This is a genomic window from Pyruvatibacter mobilis, assembly GCF_012848855.1.
GTDB lineage: Bacteria > Pseudomonadota > Alphaproteobacteria > CGMCC-115125 > CGMCC-115125 > Pyruvatibacter > Pyruvatibacter mobilis.
Window position 1 is genome coordinate 719,892 of record NZ_CP051630.1, and the last position, 21,283, is coordinate 741,174.

Consider the following 21,283-nt stretch of genomic DNA (forward strand, 5'->3'; position numbering starts at 1 on the left):
CAGAGGGCCTCCAATGGGCATGAGCAAGAGCAATCTACTGTCAGCGCCCGCTTCCCCTGTGGGGGAGGTGATCGCGGCACTGACACCACATTTCGGTGAGCGCCTGTCCACGGCGCCTGCGATGCGCGAACAGCATGGCCATGATGAAAGCTGGCACGAGACCGCGCCGCCCGACGCGGTGGTGTTTCCGCAGTCCACCGAAGAAGTGGCACGCATCGTGCGGACCTGCGCTGCCCATCGCGTCCCGGTCATTCCGTTCGGTGCGGGCACCTCGCTTGAGGGGCATGTGGCGGCCATCCATGGCGGCATCGCCATCGACATGTCGCGCATGACCGCGCTCAAGCGCGTGTCACCCGAAGATCTCGACTGCACGGTGGAAGCGGGCATCACCCGCAAGCAGCTCAATGCCCAGTTGCGGGATACGGGGCTCTTCATGCCGGTTGACCCGGGCGCGGATGCAAGCATTGGTGGCATGGTGTCCACCCGGGCGAGCGGCACCAACGCCGTGCGCTACGGCACGATCCGTGAAAACGTCCTTGGGCTGACGGTCGTGCTGGCGGATGGCACGGTGGCGCATACGGGCGGCCGGGCACGCAAGTCAGCCGCCGGCTATGACCTCACCCATTTGCTCATCGGGGCGGAAGGCACGCTGGGCGTTGTCACCGAGGTCACCTTGCGGCTGCACGGCATCCCGGAGGAGATCGGGGCGGCCACCTGCTCCTTTGCCGGCGTGGACCAGGCGGTGGCGACCGTCATCGAGACGATCCAGAGCGGCATTCCGGTGGCGCGGATCGAGCTGCTGGATGATGTGATGGTGCGTGCCTGCAATGCCTATTCGGGCCTGTCGCTGCCCGAGCAGCCGATGCTGTTCCTGGAATTCCACGGCACCGCGGCCGGTGTGGCCGAGCAGTCGGACCGCGTGGCGGCGCTGGCTGAGGCGAATGGCGGAAGCGGCTTTGCCTGGAGCACCCGGCCGGAAGACCGCAGCCGCCTGTGGGAGGCCCGGCACAATGCCTATTACGCCGCGCTGGCGCTCGAGCCGGGCAAGAAGGGCTTCACGACGGATGTCTGCGTGCCGGTCTCGCGGCTGGCCGATGTGATCGCCGCCACCCGCGCCGACATTGCCGCCACCTCCCTCACCGCGCCGCTTGTGGGGCATGTGGGGGACGGCAATTTCCACCTCATCCTGCTGGTGGACCCGGAGGACGACGCCAACATGGCCGAAGCGATGGCCGCGCATGACCGGCTGGTCACCCGCGCCCTTGATGCGGGCGGCACCTGCACCGGCGAGCACGGCATCGGTCTCGGCAAGCAGCATTATCTGGCCCGTGAGCACGGAGACGCGCTTGGCGCCATGCGGGCGGTCAAGCAGGCGCTGGACCCGCACGACATCATGAATCCGGGCAAGATGCTGCCGCCTGCGGGCTGAGCGGCCTCTGGTTCGGGGGTCAATCGTCTTTGGAGGGTGTGCCGGGTGTGTCGCGGCGGGCCCCGTCCACGTGACTGCGCAGGCGGGTGATTTCCTGCCGGTCCTGCGCCTTCTGAGCCTTGCTGCGGCCGGTCCGCACACGATTTGCCGCAGCTTTCTGCGCTTTTTCGGCGCGTTCTTCCTGCTTGCGCACATGCCGCGGCTTGGCAGCCTTGCCCGGTTTTGCGGCCCGGGCGCGGCGGGCGTCCGACAGGTTGATGAGTGTCGGGCCGTTACTTTCCTCTTGGGACATGGTGTGTGTTTCCCATATGGCTGCAAGGATTGGCCGAACTGGCGGAAATCTGCCAGAAGATGAGGTTAACCGGCGCTGCATCAACTTAGCGTAACCTGACGGGCCCATAAGGGTGAACCGCCCTGGTGGCAGCCGTCCGGCACAGTTGCGGATAGACGGAAAGGGAGACGAGGCTTGCGGTCGATTTGGTCCTATGCGGGCTTGGCGCTGGCGCTGCTGGTGGCCGCTGTGCTCATCGTGCCCGGCTTCCTGGACTGGAGCCGTTATGCCGGGCTGATCGAGGCGCAGGCGGAGGCCGTGACCGGCCGCGACGTCACCATTTCCGGTGATGTGGGCATCGCCCTGCTGCCATCGCCGACGCTGACCCTGGGCCGTATGACCATCGCTAACGCGGATAGCGGCTCGCGCGACGCGATGCTGAAGGTCGAAGGCATGCGCGCCGAGCTGTCCGTCGGGTCCCTGTTCCGGGGTGATTTGATCATCAGCCGTCTGACGATGCATGAGCCCGACCTGCTGCTTGAAGTGACGCCGGACGGGCGCAGCAACTGGCAGTTCCAGCCCGCCTCGTCAGCAGCAGATGCAGGCGAAGGCGATGTGTCATCGGCCGCAGCCGCTCCGGCAGGGTCCGCGGTCATCGACGCGCTGCCCCCCATCTCGGTTGATGAGATCGAGGTCACAGGCGGGCGCATCGGGTTCCGCAATCTTGGTATCGGGTCGGATTTCGAGCTGGCGCAGGTTGAAGCCCTCGTCGCCGCCTCGGGCCTCAGCGGGCCTTACAAGGCACGCGGCAAGGCTGTGCTGGCAGGGGAGGCCGGCGAGTTCGTGGCGACCCTCGGCGAGGTTGCGCCCGACAAGGCATCGCAGGCCAATCTGTCCGTCAGTTTCAGCCAGGCCGAGGCCACCTTCTCCGGCATCGTCACCGGGCGTGGCGCGGATGTGCGCTTTGACGGCGCGGTCAAGGCCGGGGCGACGACCGATCTGTCGCCCGCCCTTGGGGCCATGACGGCAGGCCAGCCGGTGGCGCTTACCGCCGGTGTCATCGCGTCGCCCGCCGGCATCAGCCTGCGCGACATCGAAGCGGGCGCCGGTGCCGTCAAGCTCACCGGCACGCTTGATGCCCGGGCCGACGCCAGCGTCACCCTCGCAGCAACGGCGGCCATCAACCGCATCGACTTCACGGGCTTCGAGACCGCAGGCCTGCCGCTGACGACCGACGCGCTGGTGCGCGCGGCCGAGGACATCATCGCCGGTCTGCCCGCCGGTACCTATTCCCTTGCGGCTGACGAAATCCGCCTGCCCAGCGGCAAGCTGCGCGACGTGGCGGTGGAGGGCGAAGCGGGCGGCGAGACCATTTCGCTGTCCTCCCTGTCCGTCACGCTGCCGGGAGATGTGGCGGGCTCGGCCACTGGTGCGCTCTCCATGGGCGGGGAGGGGCCTTACTTCTCCGGCGACATGACACTGAAGGGCGGCACGCCGCGCACGCTGATTGCATGGATGACCGAGGCGGATGTGCCCCAGGTGCTGAGCCGCATGCCGCTCGAAGCGCTTGATCTTGAAAGCGGTGTCTTCCTGACCCCCAAGCGTATCGGTCTCGACAAGCTGGACCTGTCCATTGATGGCGGTCGCATTTCCGGCCAGGTGGCCTCGAGCTTCGATGCCCGGCCGGATGTGGACATCACGCTGAAAGCTCAAAAGCTGGCGCTGCCGCTCGAGCATCTGCCGGTAGCCGGTGACATCGTGCCGGGGCAAGCGATCGACCTGGGCTTTGACGGGCGCGTGGCCCTCAAGGTGGCGGCCCTCGACGTGGATGACGTGCACGTGGAGAATGTTTCCCTGATCGCGGAAGCACGCGGCACCCATGTCACCATCCCGGAAATCCTGTTCCGCAGCGCGGACGGTGCCAGCGGCACCCTGTCCGGCCAATCCTCCGGCGGGGTCGGTGACTATCAGGCCACGCTGACGGCCCCTGACGCATCGGCGCTGGCGGGCGTGCTGCCGCTGCCGCAGGCGGCGCTGGAGCGCGTTCAGTCCCTGTCGCTCAGCGCCCGTGCCTCGTGGCCCGCGGAAGCTGTGCCGGACCGGGCGGTGGTCGGCCCCGAGCAGACCATGGCTCTGTCGGTGCTCGGCCGGGTGGGCGCTGTCCGCGTGGTGACGGAAGCGCTTTATGCCGCCGGGCCGAACGGCAACGCGGATGCAGCCTATGAGGTTTCGTCCACCCTTGAATCCGATCACTGGCAGGATCTCATCAGCACGGTGACGGCCATTGCCGGTGTCGCGGGTGATGATTTGCAGGATGCGGCTGCCGCCAAGGCGCAGGAAGCCGGTGAGGCCAAGGGGCCGCACATCATGACCGCCGCCATCGAGGGCGTGCGCGGGGCACCTTCCGTCGTCGCGGTGGAAGTGGCGACCGACGCGCTGATGGGCAGCGCTGCGGGCACCGTGGATCTGGTGGCAAAGCCCGCCATCTACGCGCTTGATGTCCAGGCAGGCAGTGATGACCCGGCAGCCGTCGCGGCGGCTGCGGGCTACCGCCTGCGCGATATCGATACGGTCACCTTCATGGGCGGTGTGCGGTTTGACGGGGAAGCCTACAGCACCACCGGCATGTCGCTGGCGATGACCGGCAGTGACGGGCGTCTCGACATGACCATCGACGCAAGCGTGACGCCCGCTCATCTGATTGAAGGCGGCGCCGTGCGTCCCCGGGGCACGGTGACGCTGGCCTCGCGGCAGACGGATCTGCCGATGCTGTTCGCGCTGCTGGGCGGGCACCACGTCACCCCGGCGGCGGAGGGAAATGACAGTGACGCAACGGACGCGCCCCTGGAAACGGAGAGCCGCTGGAGCACAGGCCTGCTGCCCGTCGGCTGGATGACGGCGGCTGATCTCGACATTACCGTCACCGGCGAAAATGTGGGTGCGGGTGACCTGCGGGCCAGCGAGCTTGACGGCACCATGACCCTCAAGGACGGGGTGCTGACCCTGCCGCAGATGCGGGCCATCGCCTTTGACGGTGAGGTCCGGTCCTCGGGGTCCGTCACGGCGGGGGATGGTGTCAGCCTCGACATGAGTGTCGCAGGCACGGGGCTTGCCGCAGGAGATTTCGTGCGGGCGCTAGGCCTGGGTGAGGCGGGTACCGGCCTTGCCAATGTCGATTTCAAGATCACCGGCAATGGGCTCAGCGCCCTGGCGCTCGTCTCGTCCATCAAGGGTGAGGGCAGTTTCGAGGTGGTGGATGGCGCGCTTACGGGCGTGGACCTTGCCGCCCTCGGTGACGGGCTTGTGCAGCTTGATGATGTGGCCGATTTCGCGCCGCTGGCGGATGCCACGCTCAGCTCCGGCGCCACCTCCTTCAAGACGATCAAGGGCAATCTCGCCGTCACGTCCGGTGTCGTGCGCGCGCCGGATATCGCGCTGGAGCTTACGGCGGGCACGGGCCGGTCAGCGGCCTTCGCCGATATCGGCCGCATGGCGCTCGACGTGGAAGCCCGTTTGACGCCGCCGCAGCCGGAAGGCGCACCGCCGGTCGAGATCGTGGTGGCGGGGGATTTCACCGCACCGGAGCGGGTGACGAACACGTCGGCCCTTGAAGCCTTCGCAGGCCGCCGGCTGCTAGAAAAGGAAATCGAGGAGTTGGGCGCAGACCCCGCATCCGTCCGTGTACTGCTGGATCAGCCGTCGGACGGGAAGGCCGCTGTTTCCACACCCTGACGCCTCCGCCTGATCTCACTCACCGTCGGTCAAATCCGTGTCGCAGGCGGCGCGGGTCTTGAAGTGGTCGAGGATATGCACCCTTACCTCGCTTGAGAGGCCACGCGGGGCATCGTCCCCCACGCGGCCTTCATCAATGCGGCGCACAAGCTCGTTGACGGAGATCTTGCGGGTGCAGGCGATCTCCTTGAGGGCGGACCAGAACTCCGGTTCCAGCGTGATGGATGTCCGGTGGCCGGACAGGGTCACAGATCGTTTGATCTCCGCGGGCATGTGCGTCTCTTTCCGTTCCGGGCGGGTGCCTTAGGCTGGTCCCTTATGCCGGGTTGATCATCTTTTCCGGCCGCACCACCTCGTCGAACTCTTCCTCGGTGACAAAACCCAGGCCCACGGCTTCTTCCTTGAGGGTGGTGCCGTTCTTGTGGGCTGTCTTGGCAACCTTGGTAGCGTTGTCATAGCCGATCTTCGGGGCAAGTGCGGTCACCAGCATCAGCGAGCGGCTCATCAGATCGGCGATGTTGTCGCGGCGCGGCTCGATGCCAACGACGCAATTGTCGGTGAAGCTGACGGACGCATCCGCGAGCAGGCGGATCGACTGCAGCACCGAGTAGCCGATCACGGGCTTGTAGACGTTGAGCTCGAAATGGCCCTGGCTGCCGGCGATCGTGGTGGTGGTGTGGTTGCCCATCACCTGGGTGCACACCATGGTCAGCGCCTCGCACTGGGTCGGGTTCACCTTGCCGGGCATGATGGAAGAGCCGGGCTCGTTTTCCGGCAGTGCCAGTTCGCCGAGACCCGAGCGCGGGCCTGAGCCCAGGAAACGGATGTCGTTGGCGATCTTGAACAGGCTCACGGCCACCGTGTTGAGCGCGCCGGACAGTTCCACCATGGCGTCATGGGTGCCCAGGGCCTCGAACTTGTTGGGGGCGGTCTCAAACGGCAGCTTGGTCAGGGTCGCCACTTCCTCGGCGAATTTTTCCGCAAAGCCCGGCTTGGCATTGAGGCCGGTGCCGACCGCCGTGCCGCCCTGGGCCAGCTGGTAGATGGCGGGCAGGGACTGCTCGATGCGGCGGATGCCGTTTTCAACGGCAGCGACATAGCCGGAGAATTCCTGGCCTAGCGTCAGCGGCGTGGCGTCCTGGGTGTGGGTGCGGCCGATCTTGATGATGTCGGCCCATTCCTTTGCCTTGTCATTCAGTGCGTTGCGCAGCTTCTGCAGGGCGGGCACCAGGCTATGCACCGCTTCCTCACCGGCGGCAATGTGCATGGCGGTGGGGAAGGTGTCGTTGGACGACTGGGAGCGGTTCACATGGTCGTTCGGGTGCACCGGCTCCTTGGAGCCGATGGTGCCGCCCAGCATCTCGATGGCGCGGTTGGCGATCACCTCATTGGCGTTCATGTTGGACTGGGTGCCGGAGCCCGTCTGCCAGACGACGAGCGGGAAATTGTCGTCGAGCTTGCCTTCGGCCACTTCCAGCGCCGCCGCCGCAATGGCCTCGCCCAGCTTCGGCTCGATGTTGTCGAGTGCGATATTGGCCAGCGCGGCCGACCGCTTGACGACACCCAGCGCGCGCACCAGCGGCTTGGGCATGGTTTCCGTGCCGATCTTGAAGTTGCCGAGCGAGCGCTGGGTCTGGGCGCCCCAATATTTGTCGGAGGGGACCTCCAGCGGGCCAAAGCTGTCGGTTTCGGTGCGCGTACTCGTCATGGTGGGGGCTTCCCGTCTGGCTTGAGGTGGTTGAAACGGCCAGCGGTTTAGCACGCAGCACGGCTTCATGCCACTCGCCCCCCGACCAGACCCCCCGCCAGTGCAGGGCGGCAGGGTGGCAAGGGGGGCAGTCGGCGCACAGGGGCTGATATGCGGGGGAGGGAGGTAGCCTACTTCTTGCGGAAGGCGTCGAGGCTCACGACCTCGCCCTGGGTCTCGCCGTCGCCGGCTTCGTCGGAGGTGTCGATCTCGGCGGGGCCGGGCACGGGCGGCATAGTGTCGCCTGCAGTTTCCTCCGCCGGTGCAGGCGCGGGGGCCGGTGTGCCGGTGCCTTCCTGGGGAGAGGGGGCGAATTGCAGGCCGAACTGGACGCTGGGGTCGAAGAAGCCGGTCACCGCCTTGAAGGGAACCACCAGCTCGCGCGGCACGCCGCCGAACGCCAGCTTCACCGCAAAGCGGTCGCGGCTCACTTCCAGGTCCCAGTACTGGTGCTGGAGCACGATGGTCATTTCGTCCGGGAAGTCCGACCGCAGCTCGTCGCTCATCACCACGCCGGGTGCCTGGGTGGCAAAGGTGATGAAGAAATGGTGCTCGCCGGGCAGGCCCTCGCGCTGAGCCTGTTCCAGAACGTCATGCACCACCTGGCGTAGCGCCTCTCGGGCGAGAATGTCGTACTGGATGGAATCAGTCGGCAAGGGGGCTCTCCTTGATCGTTGGTCCGGGGAGGTCGGTCCAGGGTGATCTGACCAGCGATCCTTATCGCTGAAAATAGCTGGGAATTCAAAGCATGGCGATGTGGATGGTTACCCCATCCCGAACAACCCGCCGCACCAGTCTGCATGCTTGAATATGGAAGTGAGGGCTTCTGTTGCCAGGTGCCCTCGAACCCCGCTCAACGGTGCGAACCGTTAAGGCTTGAATTGAAGCGATCGCGCTGCGTTACGCAGCGAGACGTGCTTCCGCATAGTTGTCGTTGGCAACTATCAATATGGCCCGATAACGGCGGAACCATGCCGAGCGAAAGAACTGCCTTTACGCCCTCGTCGATCCTAGTTCGCCCCCACAGAAACCCGCCGTCGCAGCTTGTGCCCAATGGGCTGCCGGGATACCGGCGGGTTTGTGGTGGAGGCGCCGGGTACTGCCCCCGGGTCCGATAGGTTTATTGCGCAGACCGTTTATCGCCATAGTCAGGTGCGACCTGACACACCCTATATAGGCCCATATGAGGGTTGATTAAAGGTGTTCGGCACCAAAACCCCTTCAAACCCGCGCCTTTGGTGCATGGAGCCCCACACCGCCTCCCGCTCAATCGGCGGGCAGGTTGGCCCGCAGGAAGCGGATCAGGTTGCCGCCCATCACCTTGGCGATGGTTTCTTCCGGCAGGCCCGCCTTCAGCAGTTCATCGGTCAGCACCGCCAGCTCGGACGTATCGAAGGCCACCTGGGTAGCCCCGTCATAGTCAGAGCCGAGGGCCACATGATCCTCGCCCACGAGATTGACTGCGTAGACGATGCTGCGGGCGATACCCGCGGGGGAGATGTCGCAGACAGCCCCTTCCCAGTAGCCGATGCCGATGAGGCCGCCCTGGGACGCGATGCGCTGCATCAGCCCGTCCGAGAGGTTGCGCACGCTGTCGCAGGCACCGCGCACGCCGGTATGCGAAACCACGACCGGCCGGGTGGCCATGTCGAGCACGTCCGCCACCGCGTTGGGGGAGGAGTGGGCCACATCAATGATGATCTTGCGGGCTTCGGCGGCCTTCACCACCTCGCGGCCATAAGCGTTGAGGCCTTCGCCGGTGAGACCGTGCAGGGAGCCGCCGAGATCATTGTCGAAGAAATGGTGCAGGCCGAACATGCGGTAGCCCGCCTCATAGAGTACCTCCACATTGGCGATGTCGCCTTCAAGCGGGTGGGAGCCCTCGGTGGCCAGCAGGCCGCCGACGAGGCCGGGATTGCCGGCGCGGGCGGCGAGAAGGGCGTCGAGGTCCGCGCGGGTGCGGATCAGTTTGAGGGCATCCGGCTTGCGCTCGGCGGCGGTCGCCAGCTTGTCGGCCTGGTAGAGCGCGCGCTCCAGCAGGCTGCCCCAGGTGGACACCGGCCAGGCCTGCGCCATGGCGGCCAGGGTAATCTGGTCGCTGTCGGCTGAGTTCTCTTCATAGTTCTGGCCGTCCGGCACCTTGGTGACGACCGAGAACACCTGCAGCGCCACATTGCCTTCCACAAGGCGCGGCACATCCACATGGCCGCGGTCCGCGCGGTCCAGCACATCGCGGCTCCACAGCAGGGTGTCGGAGTGCAGGTCGGCGATGGTGAGCCGCTCATGCAGCTTCATGGCCGTATCGCTCACCTGATAGGGCGCGTGCTCCAGCACCCGGTTGGTCGGCCGCTCCAGCGCGCCGGGCACGATGAACCAGGCCAGGCCGTAATAGATGACGGCCAGTGCGCCGATGATGATCGCGGTCCATTTGAACATGAGTGTCCCCCCTTGTTGCTGGGCTATCCGTCTTTGCGGCCCCTATAGCACTGAAAGGTGACGGGCACGCACCGGATTTACCTTGAATCCTGCCCGCCTATTGGCGCGCTGTCGCCTGCGTGCCAAACTGCAATGGTAAACAGATGATTAACGCGGGCCGAAGCGGACACTTGGGGGTGCCGCCGCCTGCAATCTGTGTGCGGGGGCACCACATGATCGACCGTTCTGTTCGCCGGTTCGTGCATTTGCTCGGACGTCTGGCGCTTGGCGTTGCGCTGGGCACCCTGGTCCTTGCGCCCGGCCAGGCGGCGGCCTCCGGCACCGCCTCGACGGGTGGCGACAGCGCCTGGAGCGGCTGGGCGGAGCTTGGCGGCTATCTGGGCGGGTCGGGGTCCGAGCGTGGCGAGGCGGCGCTGTTTCTGCCGCTGATGCAGTCCGATGAGAGCCTGGTGTTCACCGATGTGCGGGGCAAGCTGTTCGAGGATCAGGTCTCCGAGATCAACGCCGCCGTGGGTTTCCGCCACATGTTGCCGTCAGGCTGGAATCTCGGCGTGTGGGCCGGCGGGGATCATCGCCATAGTTCCGAGAAAAACACGTTCTGGGCGGCCTCCGGCGGCGTGGAGGCCCTGTCCGAGCAGTTCGATGTGCGCATCAACGGCTATTGGGCGCTGACCGATCCCAAGCGGTCGCCGGGCACAACGCAGGCGCGGATCGAAGGCAGCCAGATCTATATCGAGGGCGCGTCCGAAGTGCCGCTGTCGGGGGTCGACGGCGAAATCGGCACCTTGGTACCGCTTGAATGGCTTGGGGCGGACCCGGCCACCCAGGCGCTGCGCATCTATGCGGGCGGCTTCCATTTCGATGCGGATGAGGCGCCGGACAATATCTCCGGCCCCAAGGCGCGGATCGAGTTCCGGGTGGATGACATCATCCCGGTGATGCCCGGCTCGCGCCTGTCGCTTGAAGGGGAGTGGCGGTCCGATGAAGTGCGCGGCGGCAATGTGGAAGCCGGCGTGCGGTTCAGGCTGCCGTTCACCGTCGTCTCCGGCGGGGCGGAGGTCGGCCGGCCGCGCAGTGTTCAGTGGCGGCGGATGACCGACGGGCTGGAGCGCGACACGGATATCGTGACCGAGCCCAGCGGCCGGGAACTGGTGGAAGACGCTGCTACCGGCGTCGCGCTCGACCGGGTGGCCTATGCGGATGCCACAACCGGCATCACGGCTCCGGCGGCCGCCAATGGCGGCAACACGCTGATCGTCGTGGACGGTTCGGCGGGCACGCTGTTCGGCCCGCAGACCTTGCAGGCCAACCAGACAGTGGTCGGCGGCGGCGGCAGTGTCGAGGTGCGCGGGCGCACCAGCGGCGCGGTCACCACGCTGACGGCGCCGGGCGCGCGCCCCACCTTGCGCAATCTCGCCGACGCACCGACCCTCAACCTCGTCGACCGCACCCATGTGGCGGGCCTTGATGTAACCGGCATACCGCTCAACGCCTTCAATGACGGCGTGTCGATCGGGTCGTCGGCCTTTGTGGTGCTGGATGATGTCAGCATCCGGAATGTCGGCGGTGCGGGCATCAATGCCATGGATGGCAACACGCTGACCCTGCGCAATGTGTCGGTCGGGTTCACCCCGTTCGGCCCGTCGCTGGCGATCAACAATGCCAACCAGGTGACGGTGGCCAACAGCGTGTTCGACACCGGCCTGTTCGGCCTGTTTGCCAATGACAGCAACCAGATCACCATCAGCAACTCCACCATCTCCAATATGTGCAATGACGGTGTGCGCATTGATGACGACAACACACTCGTGCTGTCGGGTGTCACTGTCAGCTCCATCTGCGGCGACGCGGTGGCCTTCGACAACCGCAATGGCATCACCATTGCCGGAACAAGCTTCTCGGGTATCGGGTTCGATGTGCTGTTCGGCTTCGACGACAACACCGTGAACGTCTCCGATGTCACGGTCAGCAGTGCAAATGAGGACTTTATCGAGGTGCGGGACGGCAACTCGATCACTGTCACCAACAGCACGGCTACGGGCCTGGGCGGCCGCGGCTACCTCCTGTCTGACCGGAACACTCTCTCCGTCACCGGCGGGTCCGTGACGGCGGTGCTCGAGGGGCTGGACGCGGATGACAACAACACCATCACCCTCACCAACACCGCCATCACCTCGACGGGTGGTGAAGAGGGCGTCGATATCTCGGACGGCAACGTGCTGACGGTCACCGGCACCACCATCTCCGCCAATGGCAATAACGGCCTGGAGATGACCGTGGGCAACCAGGTGACGGTGAACATGTCCGTCCTCGCCGGCACGCCGACCAACACCATCCGGTTCGATGGGGCAGGCAATGCCGTCTCCGGCTCGGGCAATGTGGACAATTCCGCACCGACCACGGCCTTCTGCTCGGATATCGGCGGCCAGGTGGGGTCCATCGGCTTTACCAACGGGACGAGCTGCCCGTAGCAGGGTGGAACCAGAGTCTTCGGGGGCGGCTGGAATCGGCTTCCGCCCCCGCCAGACTCGCGTTAACCTCTGGCCCATGCAGCAATATCACGAGCTTATGAGCCGCGTTCTCCGCGAGGGCGTGCGCAAGGATGACCGGACCGGCACGGGCACGGTCTCGGTTTTCGGCCATCAGATGCGGTTTGATCTGGGGCAGGGCTTCCCCCTTGTCACCACCAAGAAGCTGCATCTCAAATCCATCATCCACGAGCTTCTGTGGTTCATCGCGGGCGATACCAACACCCGTTATCTCAAGGCGAACGGCGTCAGCATCTGGGATGAATGGGCGGATGAGAACGGCAATCTCGGCCCCGTCTACGGCAAGCAGTGGCGCTCCTGGGACATGCCGGAGGGCGGCACGGTCGATCAGCTCAAATGGCTGGTGAACGAGATCAGGACCAACCCGGATTCGCGGCGGCTGATCGTGTCGGCGTGGAACCCGGCGGACCTCGACAAGATGGCGCTGGCCCCGTGCCACTGCCTGTTCCAGTTCTACGTGGCCGACGGCAAGCTTTCCTGCCAGCTCTACCAGCGCTCGGCGGACATCTTCCTCGGCGTGCCGTTCAACATCGCGTCCTATGCGCTGCTGACGCTGATGATCGCGCAGGTGGCGGGGCTTGAGCCGGGCGACTTCGTGCACACCTTCGGCGACGCGCATCTGTACTCCAACCATCTGGAGCAGGCGCGCACCCAGCTTGAGCGTGAGCCCTATCCGCTGCCGCGCATGGTGCTGAACCCGGAGGTGCGGTCGCTGTTCGATTTTACCTATGAGGATTTCAGCCTCGAGGGCTATCAGGCGCACCCGCACATCTCCGCGCCGGTCGCGGTCTGAGGGTCCTGCGTCATGCGTATTTCCATGGTGGTCGCCGTGGCCGAGAACGGCATCATCGGCGCGGATAACGGGTTGCCGTGGCGCCTGAAGGGCGACATGAAGCATTTCCGGGCGACGACCATGGGCAAGCCCATCATCGCCGGGCGCACCACCTTCAATTCCTTCGGCAAGCCCCTGCCGGGCCGCACCAACATCGTGCTCAGCCGCAGTGAGGCGCCGGTGCCCGATGGCGTGGTGCTGGTGCATTCGCTGGAAGACGCGCTGGCCGCGGCGGCGGGCGAAGGGGCGGAAGAGGCCTGCATCGTCGGCGGCGCGCAGGTCTATGCCCAGGCCATGGCGTATGCGCACATTCTGCATTTCACCCGCGTCCACATGGATGCGGACGGCGATACGGCCTTTCCTGATTTCGACGAGGACGCATGGACGCAGGTATCCGCTGAGCGCCACGAGGCCGGGGAGGGCGACAACTGCGCCTACACAATTCTGCGGCTGGACCGGAAGGGCCCGCCGCCAAAAAGCATCTGACCACTTAGATAATCAGAACCCAGGGAGAATTTCATGACCGACTTTACCGAGGTGGCCTCCGGCCTGCGCTTTCCCGAAGGCCCCATCGCGATGGATGACGGATCGGTCATCCTCGTGGAGATCGCCCGCGGCACGCTGAGCCGCGTGTCGCCGGAGGGCGAAGTGTCCGTCATCGCAGAGCTGGGCGGCGGGCCGAATGGCGCTGCCATCGGGCCGGACGGCGCGGTCTATGTCTGCAACAATGGCGGCTTTGCCTGGCATGAGCGCGACGGGCTGCTGATCCCCGGCGACAAGCCCGATGATTATTCCGGCGGCCGCATCGAGCGTGTGGACCTTGAGACCGGCAAGGTCGATGTTCTTTACACGGAATGTGACGGCGTGCCGCTCAACGGGCCGAACGACATCGTGTTCGACAAGCAGGGCGGGTTCTGGTTCACCGATCTTGGTAAGAGCTACGACCGGGTGACGGATCGCGGGGCGCTCTACTATGCCAAGCCGGACGGCTCGTCGATCACCCAGCAGGCCTTCCCGCTCAACACGCCCAACGGCGTCGGCCTGTCGCCGGACGAGGACCGGGTCTATTTCGCGGACACCGTGTCCGGCCGCGTCTGGTATCTCGACATTGAAAGCCCGGGCGTCGCCAAGGCACCGGACCTGCCGATCCCGGCCAACCTGCTGGTGAGCGTGCCGGACCTGCAATATTTCGACAGCCTGGCAGTGGATGCCGAGGGCAATATCTGCGTCGCCACCATCTTCAATGGCGGCATCACGTCCGTGTCGCCGGACGGGCAGACGGTGAAGCACACCCCGTTCCCGGATCTGCTGGTCACCAATATCTGCTTCGGCGGGCCTGACCTGAAAACCGCTTACATCACCCTGTCGGGCACCGGCAAGCTGGTGAAGTGCGAGTGGCCGGTCGCGGGCCTGCCGCTCAACTTCCTCAACAAGTAAGCCATTTGCGGCTTTGCAGGGCCGGTACCCCGGGCGGGGTGCCGGCCCTTTTGCATTTCCGGACGTTCTGCAAATTGGGCTTGCGCATGGCCGAGGCTGTGGCACTGTTTGGCCCGCGTTAACCAAACCCCGCGCGTGGGGTGCACAACAATAGACGCAATCCAATTGGGAGGACTTTCATGCGACTTCTGCTTGCTTCCGTGGCCGCCCTCGGCCTGATGACGACTGCCGCCCTGGCTGACCCGATGGCCCCGTTCTACGAGAACACCGTCGAGGTGACCGCCGCCGACGGCTCGACCCGGGCGGTGCTGATCAATGAGGATGGCTCCTACCAGCAGGTAGCCGGTGACGCGACCGTCGACGGCACCTGGGAGCTGAAGGGTGAAGAGGAGGCCTGCTTCTCCTCCGCCGCCACCGCCGAGAGCGGGCCGTACTGCGTGGCCGCCACCGAGCGCGCCGTGGGCGACAGCTGGGAAATGACGGCGCCGGACGGCTCCACCGAAACCGCGACGCTGAAGGCTGGCCGCTAAAGCGTCCGACCCGGTTTCGACACAGCTTCGACTGACATCACAGCCGGAGGTTCCGCACGGGACCTCCGGTTTTTTCGTGCGCGGGGCCGGTGCAGGGATGGAAAATCATCCGTCACGGAATGGTCACGGAACCTTCACATGAATGCGTTTGAGCTTGATGTGCGACAGCCCGGTGACGGGGGCATCTTCCAGGGGCGTAAACACGCGGCAGGGGAAACCAACAACAAGACCCTTGGAGGTATTTGAGATGAAGACGCTTCTTATCGTTCCCGCCACCCTGATTGCCCTCAGCGTTCCGGCTCTCGCCGGTGATGACGTGCCGGGCCGCAACAGCCCGAGCCAACAGGACGCCCAGGCTGCCACCGTGACGCTCGACGCGTTCGAGGTGGCCGGTGACCGCTATGACGATGTGCCGGGCGACCGCAATCCCCGCAGCGGCAAGGCCGTTGACGGCGGGTCGGATTCGCTGGCCTGACCCAAGGCCGGTGGAACAGGAAACGGCCGGTGCGGGACCCAAACCCCGTACCGGCCGTTTTCATTTGTATACAGATTAATTGGATGCCTGCGGGCCTAGTCCGAGATGGTGATGCGCGGGGCGGGCTTCTGGTCGGACCCTTCAAGTGACGCCATCAGGGCTGCCGCAATGTCCCTGAAGATTGTGGCGGTGGCGCTGTCGGGTGCTGTCCCGGTGACGGGTTTGCCGTCATCACCGCCTTCGCGGATGCCGGTGATCAGCGGCACTTCGCCGAGGAAGGGCACGTTCAGCTTTTCAGCCGTCTGGCGCGCGCCGCCTTCACCGAAGATGTGGTTGCGGCTGCCGTCGGGCATTTCAAGCCAGGCCATGTTCTCCACCACGCCGAGGATCGGCACGTGGGTCTTCTCGAACATGGCGACGGCCTTGCGCGCGTCGATAAGCGCAATCTCCTGCGGCGTCGAGACGATGACGGCGCCGGTCATCGGCACGCGCTGGGCCAGGGTCAGCTGGGCATCGCCCGTGCCCGGCGGCATGTCGACCACCAGCACGTCCAGCGGCGCCCATTCCACATCCACCAGCATCTGCGAGATGGCGGATTGCACCATGGGCCCGCGCCAGATCATCGGCGTGTCCTCGTCCACGATGAGGCCGATGGACATGGCCTTGATGCCATAGGCTTCCAGCGGAATGAGCTTCTTGTTCTCGCTGGCGTCCGGCTTGCGGTTGAGCCCCAGCATCCGCGGCACGGATGGTCCGTAAACATCTGCATCCAGCAGGCCAACCTTGAGGCCCAGCGCGCTGAGGCCGAGGGCGAGATTGACCGCGAGGGTGGATTTGCCCACGCCGCCCTTGCCGCTGGCCACGGCGATGATGGCGCCGACGCCGGGGATGGTGAGGGGGCCGTTGCGGCCCGGCTGCTGGCCGCCGCCATGGCTGTGTCCGGCATTTTGCGCTGTGGGGGTACCCTGCGCGGGACGGGCCGGCGTACTGCCGGGGGTGTCATTATGCGCGGTGAGGACGGCGGTGACGGAGGTGACGCCCGCCAGCGCCTTTACCGCGTCGGCGGCGGCGCTGCGCACCTTTTCCATGCTGTCCGCATCGGCGGGGGCGATCTCCAGCGCAAAGCCCACATTGCCGTCCCGGATCACCAGGCCCTGCACCAGGCGCGCATCCACGAGGCCGCGGCCGTCCGGCAGCGAGATGCTGTTGAGCGTCGCGAGAATGGTGTCCCTGTCTGGTCCGGGGCGGCTGGTCATGGCGCTTTGCTCTCCTGGTCGGTGTCTCTGGGCGGCTCTATCGGCACCGCAATCGACACTGCGCGGGGTGTTTTCCCTTGTGAACAAAGGGATTAGCGGTGCGATTTTGTGCCGGTTCGCGTTGCAGCGGGCGGTTTGCCTATCATATAAGCCGGTACAGATCATATGCTGCGCGATAGGTGGTTGCGCAGGTGACGCCAGTCAATGCGGCGCAATGGTCACCGGGGCATGAGGTCCCGGCGTATCATCGCGCTTCAACGGATGAGGAATACTATATGCCCTGGGACGACAAGAGCGGTGGTGGCGGACCATGGGGGCAGGGGCCTTCAGGCGGCGGGACCGGTGGCGGTCGCGGCAATGGCAGCGGCGGCCCGGGCGGCGGCCAGGGGCCTGACCTGGAAGAGATCCTGCGCCGTGGCCAGGAGCGCTTCCGCCAGTCGTTCCCCGGTGGCGGCGGCCAGGGCGGGGGCCTCGGCTTCCGCGGCATCCTCGTCGGCATCGCCGTTCTCATTGCCATCTGGCTGGTGTCAGGCTTCTACCGCGTCCAGCCGGACGAGCAGGGCGTCGTGCTCCGCTTCGGGGCCTATCAGGACACCACCAATCCCGGCCTCAACTATCACCTGCCTTATCCGATCGAGACGGTGTACACGCCGCAGGTCACCCGCGTGAACCGGGTCGATGTGGGCATGCGCACCAGCGAGGAAACCCGCACGGTGCGCCAGGGCACGGTGCGTGACGTGCCGGAAGAAAGCCTGATGCTGACCGGTGACGAGAACATCATCGACATCGACTTCTCGGTGTTCTGGGTCATCAACAATGCGCAGGACTACCTGTTCAACATCCAGAACCCGGTCGGCACCGTGAAGGCCGTGGCCGAAAGCTCCATGCGTGAAGTGGTGGGCCAGTCCAACATCCAGCCGCTGCTGACCGAAGGCCGCCAGCAGGCGGAGGCCCGCGTGCAGGACCTGATGCAGAACCTGCTGGATGAATACGGCGCCGGCATCCGCATTACCCAGGTGCAGATCCAGGACTCTAACCCTCCGGCAGCGGTGATTGACGCCTTCCGTGACGTGCAGGCCGCCCGCGCGGACGCCGAGCGCTCACGCAACGAGGCTGAATCCTACGCCAACCGCGTCCTGCCGCAGGCACGTGGTGAGTCCGAGCGGATCGAGCAGGAGGCTGCGGCCTATCGCGACCAGACGGTGGAAGAAGCCGAAGGTCAGGCGCGCCGCTTCCTGTCCATCTATGGCGAATATGCCCAGGCACCGGACGTGACGCGCCAGCGCATGTATCTGGAAACCATGGAGCGCGTGCTGGGCAAGATGAACAAGGTGCTGGTTGACGGCGACAGCGGCTCGGGGGTCGTGCCCTATCTGCCGCTGCCCGAGGTCGAGCGCCGTCGCAACACGCAGCAGGAGGCAAACTAATGGGCCGCACATCTCTTATCGCGCTGGCCGTTGTCCTCGTTCTGCTGGGCATCGTCGCCGCCAATTCGCTGTTCACCGTCCATCAGACCCAGCAGGCGCTGGTGCTGCAGTTCGGTGACCCCCGCCAGGTGATCCGTGAGCCGGGCCTGCATGTGAAGGTGCCGTTCGTGCAGAACGTCATCACCATCGACAAGCGGATCCTTGATCTCGACATCCAGCCGAGCGAAGTCATCGCGTCGGACCAGAAGCGCCTGGTGGTGGATGCGTTTGCGCGCTTCCGCGTCGCCGACCCGCTGCAGTTCTACATTGCCGTCGGCAATGAGGCCGTGGCCCGGTCGCGTCTGGGCACCATCCTCCAGTCGAGCCTGCGGCGCGTGCTGGGTGAGGAGAGCTTCGAAGCGGTGGTGCGGGATGACCGTGCGGACCTGATGGAGCGCATCAAGGACCAGATGAACAAGGAAGCCGAGCAGTTCGGTATCGATGTGGTGGATGTGCGCATCCGCCGTGCCGACCTGCCGGAGGCCAACAGTCAGGCCATTTTCCGCCGCATGCAGACCGAACGTGAGCGTGAAGCCAACGAGTTCCGCGCCCAGGGTAACGAGGTCGCCCAGCGCATCCGCGCCAATGCGGACCGTGAAGTGACGGTGACGGTGGCCGAAAGCACCCGTAACGCGGAAATCATCCGTGGTGAGGGCGATGCCTGCCGTAACCGTATCTTCGCTGCGGCCTTCGGCATCGATCCGAGCTTCTTTGCCTTCTACCGCTCCATGCAGTCCTACGAGCAGGCCCTGCAGCAGGGCGAGACGACGGCGGTGCTGTCGCCGGACAGCGAGTTCTTCCGCTACTTCACCGACCCGAATGCGATCCCCGAGGGCAATGCGCCTGTGGGCCGCTCGGCGTCGCGGGCCGCAGACTTGCTTGCCCGGCTTGAAGGGGACGAGACCCTGCGTAGCCTTCTGTGTGCGGAGCTTGAGCGGGTAGCCCCGACGGGTGGCGCGGAAGTGCTTCCCGAAACCCTGCCTGACGACCTGCCGGCCGATCAGCCGATCGCCCCGGCTCTGGAAGAAGGGGCTGCCGGCGCGCAGTAGCGCCGGTTGCCTGCTTCGGAGAATGACCGTTCAGCATGTCTGATCTTGTGGTTGCCATAGGCCTGGTCTTCATCATCGAAGGCCTGGCCTATGCTGCCTTTCCCGGTGCCATCCGCCGCATGCTGCGCATGGTGGAGGCAACGCCGGATTCCAGCCTGCGGGTGACCGGGCTGCTGGCCGCGGTCACGGGCCTTGCCATCGTCTGGCTCGTGCGCGGTTAACCTCACGAAATCGTAATGTGGCGGGGTCGGCGGACGCCTCCTTTTGTCCACAATCTCTGCGGATAAAAGCTCAATCGCAGTAGGCCTATTGGGGTCTGCCGCCTTGTCCTTTCCCGCTGCCGGTCCGGCGCATCCTTCTTGGTTAACGCGGCTGCAACCGGCAGCAGTCTATGCAGGGCGGGCATGTGTCGCGGAGGCTCGGCCTCCGCCTGCGCAGTCCGCCATCATCTGGATCCGCAGGCCTTGCGGGTTCGCTGGTTCTGGATTTCGTGTGGTTCTCGACTTCGAGGCTGGGGCCTTTGCAACACCCAAGGAGACGTCCTCAAGTGACCTTCCATAACTCACCATCCGCCTTTCGCATGATGCGCAGCGCGACGCTGGCCGTCGGTGCTGCCTTTGCCATTGGCGTGGCTTCCATTGCCTGGACGCCGGCACAGGCGCGCTCCGCGCCGGAAAGCTTCGCCGACCTGGCGGAGAAGCTGACGCCGGCCGTTGTCAACATTTCCACGGCGCAGACCGTGTCCGGCGGCAACGCCGTGCCGCTGCCGGAATTTCCTCCCGGCTCGCCGTTTGAGGAATATTTCGAGGAGTTTCTTGAGCGTCATGGCGGCAACCAGCCGCAGCAGCGCCGGGTGCAGTCGCTGGGCTCGGGCTTCGTGATTGACCCTGACGGCCTCGTCGTCACCAACAACCACGTCGTGGAAGATGCGGACGAAGTCACCGTGACCTTCTCGGACGGGGAGACGCTGGACGCTGAAATCCTCGGCCGCGACCCGAAGACCGATCTGGCGCTCCTGAAGGTGAAGGCCGACCGCAAGCTGCCCTTCGTGCGCTTCGGCGACAGTGACGCGCTGCGCGTGGGTGACTGGGTAATGGCGATCGGCAATCCGTTCGGCCTCGGCGGTACGGTGACCGCCGGTATCGTCTCGGCGCGGGATCGCGACATCAATGCCGGTCCCTATGACGCCTTCATCCAGACCGATGCCTCGATCAACCGCGGCAATTCCGGCGGTCCGCTGTTCAACATGGCCGGTGAAGTGATGGGCGTTAACACCGCCATCATCTCGCCGACCGGCGGGTCCATCGGCATCGGCTTTTCCATTCCGGCCACCACGGCCACCAATGTGATCGAGCAGCTCAAGGAATATGGCGAGACGCGCCGCGGCTGGCTGGGTGTGCGCATCCAGACGGTGACGGAAGACCTCGCTGAAGGCCTTGGCCTCAAGGATACCAATGGCGCGCTTGTTGCCGGTATCCAGGATGGCGGCCCGGCGGTCGGCAGCGGCATCGAAGCCGGTGACGTGATCGTCCGGTTTGATGATCAGCCGGTTGAGAAAATGCGCGATCTGCCCCGCATCGTGGCGGATACGCCTGTCGGCAAGGAAGTGGACGTGGTCGTCCTGCGTGATGGCGAAGAGAAGACCTACCAGGTCACCCTTGGCCGTCTCGAGGAGGCCGATGGCCAGGCGGAAGCCAAGGCCGAGCCGAAGGCACCGGCGGAGAACGAGACCCTCGGCCTGTCCCTGTCCTCGCTCAACGACGTGCTGCGCGAGCAGTACAACGTGGAAGACGGCCTGGATGGTGTGCTCGTCGTCGCGGTCGTGCCCGGCAGCCAGGCGGCTGAGAAGCGGGTGCGGGCTGGTGACGTGATCGTCAAGGTCGCCCAGAAAGCCGTGACTGATCCGGAAGAGGTCGAGGAGCAGGTGGCGCGGGCCAAGTCCGAAGGCCTGAAGTCTGTGCTGCTGCAGATCAGCCGCGGCGGCGAGACGAGCTTCGTCGCTCTGCGGGTGGAAGGCAGCTAGGCCGCACAGCTTCCGTACACGAACAAAAAAGCCCCGCACAGCGATGTGCGG

18 protein-coding genes and 1 other RNA gene are annotated in these 21,283 nt (G+C 65.5%); 12 read left to right on the forward strand and 7 right to left on the reverse strand.

Annotated features, from left to right (window positions below; all coding sequences use genetic code 11):
- Positions 1-19 precede the first annotated feature (19 nt).
- Complete coding sequence (locus tag HG718_RS03335) at positions 20-1,429, forward strand: FAD-binding oxidoreductase (protein ID WP_160588640.1); 1,410 nt, start codon at positions 20-22, stop codon at positions 1,427-1,429.
- A gap of 19 nt (positions 1,430-1,448) precedes the next feature.
- Here the strand turns inward: HG718_RS03335 and HG718_RS03340 are convergent, their stop codons facing one another.
- Positions 1,449-1,721 carry a DUF4169 family protein gene (locus HG718_RS03340; protein ID WP_160588639.1) on the reverse strand — a complete coding sequence of 91 codons (273 nt, stop codon included), beginning with the start codon at positions 1,719-1,721 and terminating at the stop codon, positions 1,449-1,451.
- Positions 1,722-1,895: 174 nt separating this feature from the next.
- Here HG718_RS03340 and HG718_RS03345 point away from each other — a divergent pair, with 174 nt between their 5' ends.
- Positions 1,896-5,432, forward strand: coding sequence for an AsmA family protein (locus tag HG718_RS03345; protein WP_160588638.1), 3,537 nt, complete (start codon positions 1,896-1,898; stop codon positions 5,430-5,432).
- A gap of 15 nt (positions 5,433-5,447) precedes the next feature.
- Here the strand turns inward: HG718_RS03345 and HG718_RS03350 are convergent, their stop codons facing one another.
- The 5 genes from HG718_RS03350 to HG718_RS03370 form a co-directional block, all read right to left on the reverse strand.
- The gene (locus tag HG718_RS03350) at positions 5,448-5,705 is read right to left on the reverse strand and encodes a ribbon-helix-helix domain-containing protein (protein WP_160588637.1); all 258 of its coding nucleotides are present in this window, start codon (positions 5,703-5,705) and stop codon (positions 5,448-5,450) included.
- 43 nt (positions 5,706-5,748) lie between these two features.
- Positions 5,749-7,140 (reverse strand): class II fumarate hydratase, encoded by a 1,392-nt coding sequence (gene fumC / locus HG718_RS03355; RefSeq protein WP_027841938.1) that lies wholly within the window; start codon positions 7,138-7,140, stop codon positions 5,749-5,751.
- Between the two features lie 170 nt (positions 7,141-7,310).
- Positions 7,311-7,835 (reverse strand): SspB family protein, encoded by a 525-nt coding sequence (locus tag HG718_RS03360; RefSeq protein WP_160588636.1) that lies wholly within the window; start codon positions 7,833-7,835, stop codon positions 7,311-7,313.
- A gap of 159 nt (positions 7,836-7,994) precedes the next feature.
- Positions 7,995-8,382, reverse strand: a transfer-messenger RNA (tmRNA) gene (gene ssrA, locus HG718_RS03365).
- Positions 8,383-8,445: 63 nt separating this feature from the next.
- Positions 8,446-9,615 (reverse strand): dipeptidase, encoded by a 1,170-nt coding sequence (locus HG718_RS03370; protein WP_027841940.1) that lies wholly within the window; start codon positions 9,613-9,615, stop codon positions 8,446-8,448.
- A 212-nt stretch (positions 9,616-9,827) separates the two neighbouring features.
- Here HG718_RS03370 and HG718_RS03375 point away from each other — a divergent pair, with 212 nt between their 5' ends.
- The 6 genes from HG718_RS03375 to HG718_RS03400 all read left to right on the forward strand — a co-directional run bounded on the left by HG718_RS03375 (position 9,828) and on the right by HG718_RS03400 (position 15,438).
- On the forward strand, positions 9,828-12,086 hold the full coding sequence (locus HG718_RS03375) for a right-handed parallel beta-helix repeat-containing protein (RefSeq protein WP_160588635.1): 2,259 nt from the start codon (positions 9,828-9,830) through the stop codon (positions 12,084-12,086).
- A gap of 76 nt (positions 12,087-12,162) precedes the next feature.
- Positions 12,163-12,957: a thymidylate synthase gene (locus HG718_RS03380; protein WP_160588634.1), complete on the forward strand. Its 795-nt coding sequence runs from the start codon at positions 12,163-12,165 to the stop codon at positions 12,955-12,957.
- A 12-nt stretch (positions 12,958-12,969) separates the two neighbouring features.
- Positions 12,970-13,482, forward strand: coding sequence for a dihydrofolate reductase (locus tag HG718_RS03385; RefSeq protein WP_160588633.1), 513 nt, complete (start codon positions 12,970-12,972; stop codon positions 13,480-13,482).
- A 33-nt stretch (positions 13,483-13,515) separates the two neighbouring features.
- Positions 13,516-14,433, forward strand: a complete 918-nt coding sequence (locus HG718_RS03390) for an SMP-30/gluconolactonase/LRE family protein (protein ID WP_027841945.1) — start codon at positions 13,516-13,518, stop codon at positions 14,431-14,433.
- Between the two features lie 179 nt (positions 14,434-14,612).
- A complete protein-coding gene (locus HG718_RS03395; protein WP_027841946.1) occupies positions 14,613-14,963 on the forward strand; it encodes a hypothetical protein in 351 nt (116 codons plus the stop codon).
- 247 nt (positions 14,964-15,210) lie between these two features.
- Positions 15,211-15,438, forward strand: coding sequence for a hypothetical protein (locus tag HG718_RS03400; protein WP_160588632.1), 228 nt, complete (start codon positions 15,211-15,213; stop codon positions 15,436-15,438).
- Positions 15,439-15,533: 95 nt separating this feature from the next.
- On the opposite strand, the gene HG718_RS03405 is transcribed toward HG718_RS03400, so the two are convergent.
- Complete coding sequence (locus tag HG718_RS03405; protein WP_160588631.1) at positions 15,534-16,694, reverse strand: Mrp/NBP35 family ATP-binding protein; 1,161 nt, start codon at positions 16,692-16,694, stop codon at positions 15,534-15,536.
- Between the two features lie 275 nt (positions 16,695-16,969).
- On the opposite strand from HG718_RS03405, the gene hflK reads away from it, so the two are divergent.
- The 4 genes from hflK (at position 16,970) to HG718_RS03425 (ending at position 21,232) form a co-directional block, all read left to right on the forward strand.
- Positions 16,970-18,121 (forward strand): FtsH protease activity modulator HflK, encoded by a 1,152-nt coding sequence (gene hflK / locus HG718_RS03410; RefSeq protein ID WP_027841949.1) that lies wholly within the window; start codon positions 16,970-16,972, stop codon positions 18,119-18,121.
- Positions 18,121-19,209, forward strand: coding sequence for a protease modulator HflC (gene hflC, locus HG718_RS03415; RefSeq protein WP_160588630.1), 1,089 nt, complete (start codon positions 18,121-18,123; stop codon positions 19,207-19,209). The genes hflK and hflC overlap by 1 nt, the downstream gene beginning before the upstream one ends.
- Positions 19,210-19,244: 35 nt before the next feature.
- Positions 19,245-19,430 (forward strand): DUF2065 domain-containing protein, encoded by a 186-nt coding sequence (locus HG718_RS03420; RefSeq protein WP_160588629.1) that lies wholly within the window; start codon positions 19,245-19,247, stop codon positions 19,428-19,430.
- Between the two features lie 359 nt (positions 19,431-19,789).
- On the forward strand, positions 19,790-21,232 hold the full coding sequence (locus HG718_RS03425) for a DegQ family serine endoprotease (RefSeq protein ID WP_036264910.1): 1,443 nt from the start codon (positions 19,790-19,792) through the stop codon (positions 21,230-21,232).
- Positions 21,233-21,283: the final 51 nt, after the last annotated feature.